Here is a 7,812-nt window from a genome sequence, read left to right on the forward strand (position 1 = left end):
ATCTGTGCAAACCATAACTTAATCTGAACTTGACTACATTACAATCAACATCTAAAGGACAAAAAAATGGCACTTTTCGATCTTGGTACACTCGGTAGCACCCCTGTTGTTAAGAATAACTCTGATTTAACTACATCCGATCCCACAGATGTCTTTAAGTTCCAAATCACCAGTGGCAAAAATATCAACCTGTCTCTCACAGATATCAGCACTGGCGATGATGCGGACATCCGACTGTTTCGAGACGCTAACAATAACGGCGTACTAGACGACTTTGACCGAAAAGTTGGAATTGTTTCCAATCGCGGAAGCAACCAAGATGAGGCGATTAACTTTAAAACTAGCTCAGGTACTTTTTTTGCGGAAGTATCTCGCTTTGCTCCAGGTAGTTCAGGTAATGTCAGTTACAATTTAGCCTTATCTGCGACTGAACCTTCGGGAACTTTTCCGATTTCAGCCAGTTCCAGCAACCTTCTACCTAAGGAATTTGTACTTGGTCACTTGTCAGGTAATGTCACTCGTACAGGTAACGTCAATAACCAGAACACTACCGATGTTTACAGCTTTTCTTTGGGATTCCGTGAAGGTGTCGACATCAGATTGGAAGGATTAAGCACCGATGCTGATATCCGGGTGATTCGAGACTCTAACAACAATCGTATCGTTGATGCAGGTGAGGTAATTGCCAGCTCTAATAATGGAGGTATTACTTCAGAACTGATTTCCAACATTAGTGTACGTGGTGACTACTTCTTGCAGGTAACTGAATTCACTGGCGCCACTAACTACAACGTGACTTTTAATCAGTTCTCTGTCCCTGCTTAAGTTTAGGCATTAGCAGTGGTGAGTAGTACTTGAAAGTTTTGTACGGCAATGCTTTCAAGAGTATGCAAATGATGCAGGCGGTACCAATCTATACCTGAACTTTACCGCTTGCATTTCTCAATTTATCTCTGCACGGGTCAAATATTTGCACAAATATTATGAATAAAACATTACAACTATGCGGTGTCTACGACGAGCGTAGCGGCAGCGCTATCTTACCGCCAGAAATTATCCCCTTTTTAGCAAGTTACAATCTAATCCCGCAATTGTTATCTCAGAGCATTATTGAATTAGCGATCGCACCAATTACCTGCACACCAGCCGAAACATCCCACGCTCTAGAGCAATTTTATCAGCATTGGGATTTAAACAGCGAAGAAAAAATCCAAGATTGGTGTTTGCGTTATGGTTTAACTCAAGAACAATTAGAACTTTTCGTCACCCGCAAGCTGAGAGTCGAAAAGTTCAAGCAAATAACTTGGGGACATCAACTAGAATCTTACTTCCTTAAATATAAAAGGAATTTTGATAAAGTCATTTATTCTTTAATTCGGACTAATAGCAGAGGAACTGCTAACGAGCTATTCTTCCGAATTACAGAAGGAGAACAATCATTTTCGGAATTAGCTCGTGAATATTCTCAAGGGCCAGAAGCTGATACAAATGGCATCATCGGCCCAGTAGAGCTTGGTACGATCGCTCCCAATTTTGCTCAGTTACTTTGCACAAGTCAAGTAGGTATAGTTCAACCACCCGTACCCTTTGGAGACTCATGGATAATTATACGCGTGGAAAAATTTATAACTGCCCAGTTGGATGATTTTATGCGTCAACGATTGCTGCAAGAGAATTTTGAAACTTGGTTTCAACAGCAACTAAGTCAACTGTCGCCAGAAGAAAAAACCTGGATGGGAATCAACACCAAACCAGCACAGTCTCAAGAAGCGAAGGCTGCTTAAAAATTATTAAAATCGGGTGCAAGATGATGACAAATACAACCATTGATATTCAAGAATATATTGCCGATCTATTTCCTTTTAATTATCTGCCACCAAATGTTTTAGAAAATTTGCTCGACAAGGTGCAATTTTGTCGTTATCGCATCGGGCAGGTAATAGTAACCAGGGAAGCTATGCCCAATTGGATTAGCATTATCTACCAAGGACAAGCACGTTTATTAACCTACAATTCCCAAGGACAAAATCCGGCGACACTGAAGTTACTCTCACCAGGAGAGGTTTTGGGTTGGGTAAGTCATGTACGGGGTATTGCTTGTGAAACTGCGATCGCTTCTACTGAAGTGATCGCGATTAATCTACCTATTGCTGGTTTTCTAACCTTACTCAAGCAGGAAGAAGCTTTTGTCCACGCCTTGCAAAACGAGATTACTCTCTTAGAAGTGCATGAACTGCTTACCGAAGAACTCAGCCGTCGCGCAGATGGTAGCAGGAATTTAGTTAAACTTGCCCAGGCTACAACTGAAGTTGCGATTATCCAAACAATTCCTGCACGCAAATTCCGCCAGCAGTTAGATTCAGAATTTTTGTGGTTAGTCAGCAGTAATTTTGATGCTGAGTTCCCTGTGGGGAGTCGCTTAGAGTTGGATGAACTCAATCCCAAGCTGAAATTTAATACAAATATGCGTCTGGTGGGATTGCCCAAATCAATATTTAGAGAAAATCTTGCTTCTTCTACACCAAAAACACTCTTACCCGCAGAGATTCCCTACGCCTCAGAAATTACTGTCACAGAAGCACCAGCAGCTAAAGGGAAACAAAAGAAGTTTCCTTATATCAAAGGTAGAGGGCCGCTGGATGCAACACTAGCTTGCTTCCAGATGTTGAGCCAATACTTTAACATCTCCTGGCGTAGAGATACATTGCAGCGAGTGTTGACAAAGCAGCACGAACAGAAAGGCGTTATATCTCTGCAATTTTGTGCCGCCGCTGCTGAGTTGATGGGGCTAACAACACAGATGGTAAAAGTTCCCGCTACCGAAGTCGGACGCTTGCAATTACCAGTAATGATTTCTTGGCAAGATAGTTTTGCAATTATTTACAAAAATAGCGATCGAGAGTTACTCATTGCCGTTCCAGAGATGGGACTACTGCGCTACAAACTCCGAGACTTTGCCGAAAACTGGGGGGCTGAAGGAGAAGTCCTGCTGCTGCAAACCACCAAAAATACTCCCAAGGCGCGGTTTAGCTTGAGTTGGTTTGTACCCTCACTGCGGCGCTATCGCAAGGTGTTAATTGAAGTACTAATCGCTTCCATTGTTATTCAACTGTTTGGGCTGGTAAATCCCCTCGCCACACAGGTGATTATTGACAAAGTATTGGTTGGTAACAGTCCTGATACTTTGGAAGTTTTTGGCATCTTTTTGCTAGTAATAGCAGTCATCGAAGCAGTACTCACCAGTATCCGCACTCATTTATTTACAGATACCACTAACCGAATTGACCTCGCCCTTGGTTCTGAGGTGATTAATCACCTGTTGCGTCTGCCATTATCTTACTTTGAACGCCGTCCTGTGGGAGAATTGGCAACGCGAATTCACGAACTGGAAAACATCCGCTCTTTCTTGACTGGTACAGCCTTGACTGTAGTGATGGATGCTGTATTTTCAGTAGTCTACATTGTAGTGATGGCGATTTACAGCCCGGTGTTGACATTAGTTGCTTTGGCAACAGTACCGCTGTTTGGCTTGCTCAACTTGATGGTATCACCTGTGATGCGCCGACAATTGCAAGAAAAAGCAGAATGCAATGCCGAGACGCAATCTTATTTAGTGGAAGTGATGGGGGGAATGCAGACAGTCAAGGCGCAAAATTTAGAAATGCGATCGCGTTGGCAATGGCAAGAACGCTATGCTCGTTACATCAGCGCTGGTTTCAAAACAGTCTCTACCCAAACTACTGCCGGTTCTGTTAGCAGTTTTCTTAACAAGTTTTCCAGTATGTTAGTGCTGTGGGTGGGAGCTTTTCTCGTCCTCAATCAGCACCTAACCTTGGGACAACTCATCGCTTTTCGCATCCTGGCTGGTTATGTCACTAGTCCCTTGTTACGCCTGATGCAACTTTGGCAGAACTTCCAAGAAACCGCTCTATCTCTGCAACGCCTTGCTGATATTTTAGATACTCCCCAAGAAGTAGAAATCGGTAACTGTCAAAATATCCTGATGCCCAGTGTTCAAGGTAGCGTCCGCTTTGAAAATCTCAGCTTCAGTTTCTCGGAACACGGGCCATTGCAACTATGCAATATTAACTTAGATTTCCCTGCTGGCTCCTTTGTGGGAATTGTTGGTCAAAGCGGTTCCGGTAAAAGCACACTGCTAAAATTATTACCCAGACTTTACGAACCCAAGTCCGGCAAAATCTTGATTGATGACTATGATATCAGCAAAGTAGAACTTTATTCTTTACGTCGTCAGATTGGTATGGTGTTACAAGATACCTTACTATTCGATGGCACAATCCGCGAAAACATTGCCTTGGGATATCCTGATGCTAGCGATGAAGAAATTATTACTGCTGCCAAGGTAGCTTATGCCCACGACTTTATTATGTCTCTGCCCAGTGGCTACAACACCCGTGTCGGCGAGCGAGGTTCGGGACTGTCTGGAGGACAACGCCAACGAGTAGCGATCGCTCGTACTGTCCTGCAAAATCCGCAATTACTGATTCTGGATGAAGCTACCAGCGCCTTAGATTACAATGCCGAAGCCCAAGTTTGCCGTAACTTGGCGTCAGCTTTCCGAGATAAAACAGTGTTTTTCATTACTCACCGCCTCAGCACAATTCGCAATGCCGATATCATTCTAATGATGGATCGAGGTGCTGTGGTAGAACAGGGAACTCATGAAGAATTGATGGCGCTTAAAGGTTATTACTACTGTCTGTATCAGCAACAGGAAGCGAAAGTGTAGGCAGGGGGAAGGAGGCAGGGGGGCAGGGGGGCAAGGGGGCAGGGGGGCAGGGGGGCAGAGGGGCAGGGGAGGCAGGGGAGGCAGGGGGAAATATTATTGCTTTGACTTTTGAACTCGGAACTTCGACCTTTGAACTCGGAACTTCGACTTTTGAACTCGGAACTTCGACTTTTGAACTCGGAATTTTGCCCTTTGAACTCGGAACTTCGACCTTTGAACTCGAAACTTCGACTTCTGAACTTGGAACTTTGCCCTTTGAACTCGGAACTTCGACCTTTGAACTTGAAACTTCGACTTCTGAACTCAGAACTTCAACTTCAGAACTCGAAATGTCGAGATTATAACTTGGAAACTCAGGCTTAAAACATAAAACGCAGCACTTTTATTTATGAATATTCAATATAAATTCGATCAACCAGTACTTTTACAACAGACACCTACTTGGTCACGAGCGATCGCCTGGACTATTGTTGGAGTTAGCACCTTCACCGTAATCTGGGCCTCAGTTTTCCAAATTGATGAATCAATTCATGCTACTGGCAAGCTAGAACCACGGGGTGCAGTCAAAGAAATTCAGGCTCCGATTCATGGTGTTGTCAATGAGATTCTAGTCAAAGATGGTCAGCGAGTCAAAAAAGGTGAAACACTCGTTACCCTAGAAAAAACTTCTTCTGAGGCGGAGTTAATTTCATTAAAGCAAAGTCGGGCGGCTCAATTGCTGGCGAAACAGTCGCTAGAGCAAGAAAATGACTTCTATCGCCGTCAGCTTCAAGGGAACATATCACTACAGGAAGTAGCACAGCAAACTGCTCTGTTGAAAATTAAACCAGAACTAGCCTTTTTGACCAAAAGCCGAGCCGCCATAATTGCCGAAAACCAGTTGTATCGAACACAGTTAAACGGTGCGACTGCTGGAAATAGTCTCACAAGAGAGCAACAGTTACGCTTGCGAAATCGCCAAATAGAATTAGAATCGCGTTTAGCCACAGCTAATTTAGAAACGGGACAAACACAACAGCAATTTTTCCAAACTCAGGCGGAATTAACTAGCGCTAAAGAGTTGCTGACAATTAATCAACAAATTCTCCGCAAGTTTGAACCTCTAGCACAGCAGGGGGCGATTTCCCAGGTGCAGTACTTGAAACAACAGCAGGATGTCAGCAGCAAACAAGCAGAAGTGATCCGATTGAATCGGGAACAGCAGCGATTACAATTAGCGATCGCCCAATCAAATCAAAAATTTCGCAATACTGCGGCTGTGTCTCAAGAAGATTTACTAGCCAAAATTACAGATAACGACAAAAACATTGCCGAAATTGACAGCCAATTAACCAAGGTAATTGTAGATAATCAAAAACGCCTCTATGAAATTAATAGTCAGATTGGAGAGATTGATAGTAAATTAACTCAGGCAGAACAAACTCTGAAATACCAGAAAATTACAGCACCCGTAGATGGAACCGTCTTTGAACTCAAAGCCAAAACAGCAGGATTTGTGGTTAATTCCAGCGAACCGCTCCTAAAACTCGTTCCTAGTGATAACTTGGTTGCTAACGTCTACATCACCAACCGCGACATCGGCTTTGTCAAAGAAGGACAACAAGTAGATGTGAGAATTGATTCCTTTCCCTTCCAAGAGTATGGTGATATCAAAGGAGAACTAGTTGAGATTGGCTCTGATGCCTTACCTCCAGACCAAGTTTATAATTTCTGGCGTTTTTCCGCAAAAGTCCGCCTACATGGGCAGAAGTTACTAATTAATCAGCGTCAAATTCCCTTGCAATCAGGGATGTCCATTAATGCTAATGTGAAATTACGTCAGCGCACCATTATGAGCATCTTCACTGATTTCTTAGTACAAAAGACTGAAAGCTTAAAGTCTCTGCGCTGAATGGTACTAAGAAAAGATACAGCCCTTGATCTGACTGGTTCTGACTGGTTCCCAGCCTCTAGGCTGGGAACAAGACAACACAAACCTTTGGGCTTTACAAGCGTGCCATTCGTCTCTGCGCTGAACAAAAGGGTTTTCACAGCAGTTTTCAAGCGTGAAACCCAGCATCTCATAAATATCCCATAAGTATGTGCGATCGCCTATTTCTGGAGTGCCTGTTGAAAAGTCTTGATCGCCTCGACGTGATTCACCATATTCATGCAACGTAACAACAAATCCAGATCGATTCCTTTCACCTCTTCACTATTAGAAACTTTTTCATAGTGAAGTGTATTGCCTTCTCCCCGCAGGTGATAAACTTCTAACACACCATCTTCCCAAAACCACACTTCCTTGATTTTCAACCGCTTGTATGCATCCAGTTTGTTGATGCCGCCACTGGAAAACACCACCTCGATCGCCAGATCGGGTAGCATCCGACCAGGAGCAAGTTTATAAGATTCATCCGCCTCTCGCTTGACACCGACTGTTTCACTTTCCAGAGTCATTGAGCCAGTTGGAGTAAAGTCGAACCCTGCCATGAGCAGGTAAAGCTCCAATAATGCAGCAATCCTCTTTTTAACGGTTTCGTGTGGTTCTCCAGGCATTCGTCGTATTTCCAGAATTCCATTCAGAAAAGAGAGCCGATATCCTGGACGGTCTAACAATTGCTCAACTGCTTTAAACTCTCTCCAGGTCATTCCCTCAAACAGAAGGGGTAATTCCTTTGGTGGTGTTACTATCGTTGCTGTGGTCATTTGAGTCTCCAGTTGGTTTCCAGATTAGAAATAATCAGGTTTGGAGGGCGATCGCTTCATTATTTTACCTGCATTAAGGGGATACGATAGGAAAGCTCAGAATCGCTAGTTAAGTTTGGTAGTGTCGTCAATGGTCATTTTTGGTTCGCTACTGGGTCTGTTTAACCAAATCGGTAATCGTCTCAACCAGATTTGTTGGATCGATAGGCTTGGGAACATGCCCTTGAAAACCTGCTTCTATAGCCTTTTGATAGTTAATTTCTCCAGCAAATGCTGTTAACTGGAGTTTAGACTAAATCGTCGAAATCAAAGAAAAAAGAGGAGGTCTGATTGAACACAGGCCCCCTTTTGACAGAAGGTGAGAGAAAAACCAC

6 protein-coding genes are annotated in these 7,812 nt (G+C 43.5%); 5 read left to right on the forward strand and 1 reads right to left on the reverse strand.

Translation table 11 applies throughout. From position 1 onward, the window contains the following. The first annotated feature begins 66 nt into the window (after positions 1 to 66). The 5 genes from V7K45_RS13725 (at position 67) to V7K45_RS13745 (ending at position 6,641) form a co-directional block, all read left to right on the forward strand. Positions 67 to 825 carry a PPC domain-containing protein gene (locus V7K45_RS13725; protein WP_335004209.1) on the forward strand — a complete coding sequence of 253 codons (759 nt, stop codon included), beginning with the start codon at positions 67 to 69 and terminating at the stop codon, positions 823 to 825. A 158-nt stretch (positions 826 to 983) separates the two neighbouring features. Further along, positions 984 to 1,784: a peptidylprolyl isomerase gene (locus V7K45_RS13730; protein WP_335004211.1), complete on the forward strand. Its 801-nt coding sequence runs from the start codon at positions 984 to 986 to the stop codon at positions 1,782 to 1,784. A 23-nt stretch (positions 1,785 to 1,807) separates the two neighbouring features. Continuing rightward, positions 1,808 to 4,750 carry a peptidase domain-containing ABC transporter gene (locus V7K45_RS13735; RefSeq protein WP_442941995.1) on the forward strand — a complete coding sequence of 981 codons (2,943 nt, stop codon included), beginning with the start codon at positions 1,808 to 1,810 and terminating at the stop codon, positions 4,748 to 4,750. A gap of 101 nt (positions 4,751 to 4,851) precedes the next feature. Next, positions 4,852 to 5,094 carry a hypothetical protein gene (locus V7K45_RS13740; protein ID WP_335004213.1) on the forward strand — a complete coding sequence of 81 codons (243 nt, stop codon included), beginning with the start codon at positions 4,852 to 4,854 and terminating at the stop codon, positions 5,092 to 5,094. Between the two features lie 44 nt (positions 5,095 to 5,138). Continuing rightward, positions 5,139 to 6,641, forward strand: a complete 1,503-nt coding sequence (locus V7K45_RS13745) for an HlyD family efflux transporter periplasmic adaptor subunit (protein WP_335004215.1) — start codon at positions 5,139 to 5,141, stop codon at positions 6,639 to 6,641. 200 nt (positions 6,642 to 6,841) lie between these two features. On the opposite strand, the gene V7K45_RS13750 is transcribed toward V7K45_RS13745, so the two are convergent. Next, positions 6,842 to 7,438, reverse strand: a complete 597-nt coding sequence (locus V7K45_RS13750; RefSeq protein ID WP_335004217.1) for a Uma2 family endonuclease — start codon at positions 7,436 to 7,438, stop codon at positions 6,842 to 6,844. Positions 7,439 to 7,812: the final 374 nt, after the last annotated feature.

The sequence above is a fragment of the Nostoc sp. genome (assembly GCF_036917375.1).
GTDB lineage: Bacteria > Cyanobacteriota > Cyanobacteriia > Cyanobacteriales > Nostocaceae > Nostoc.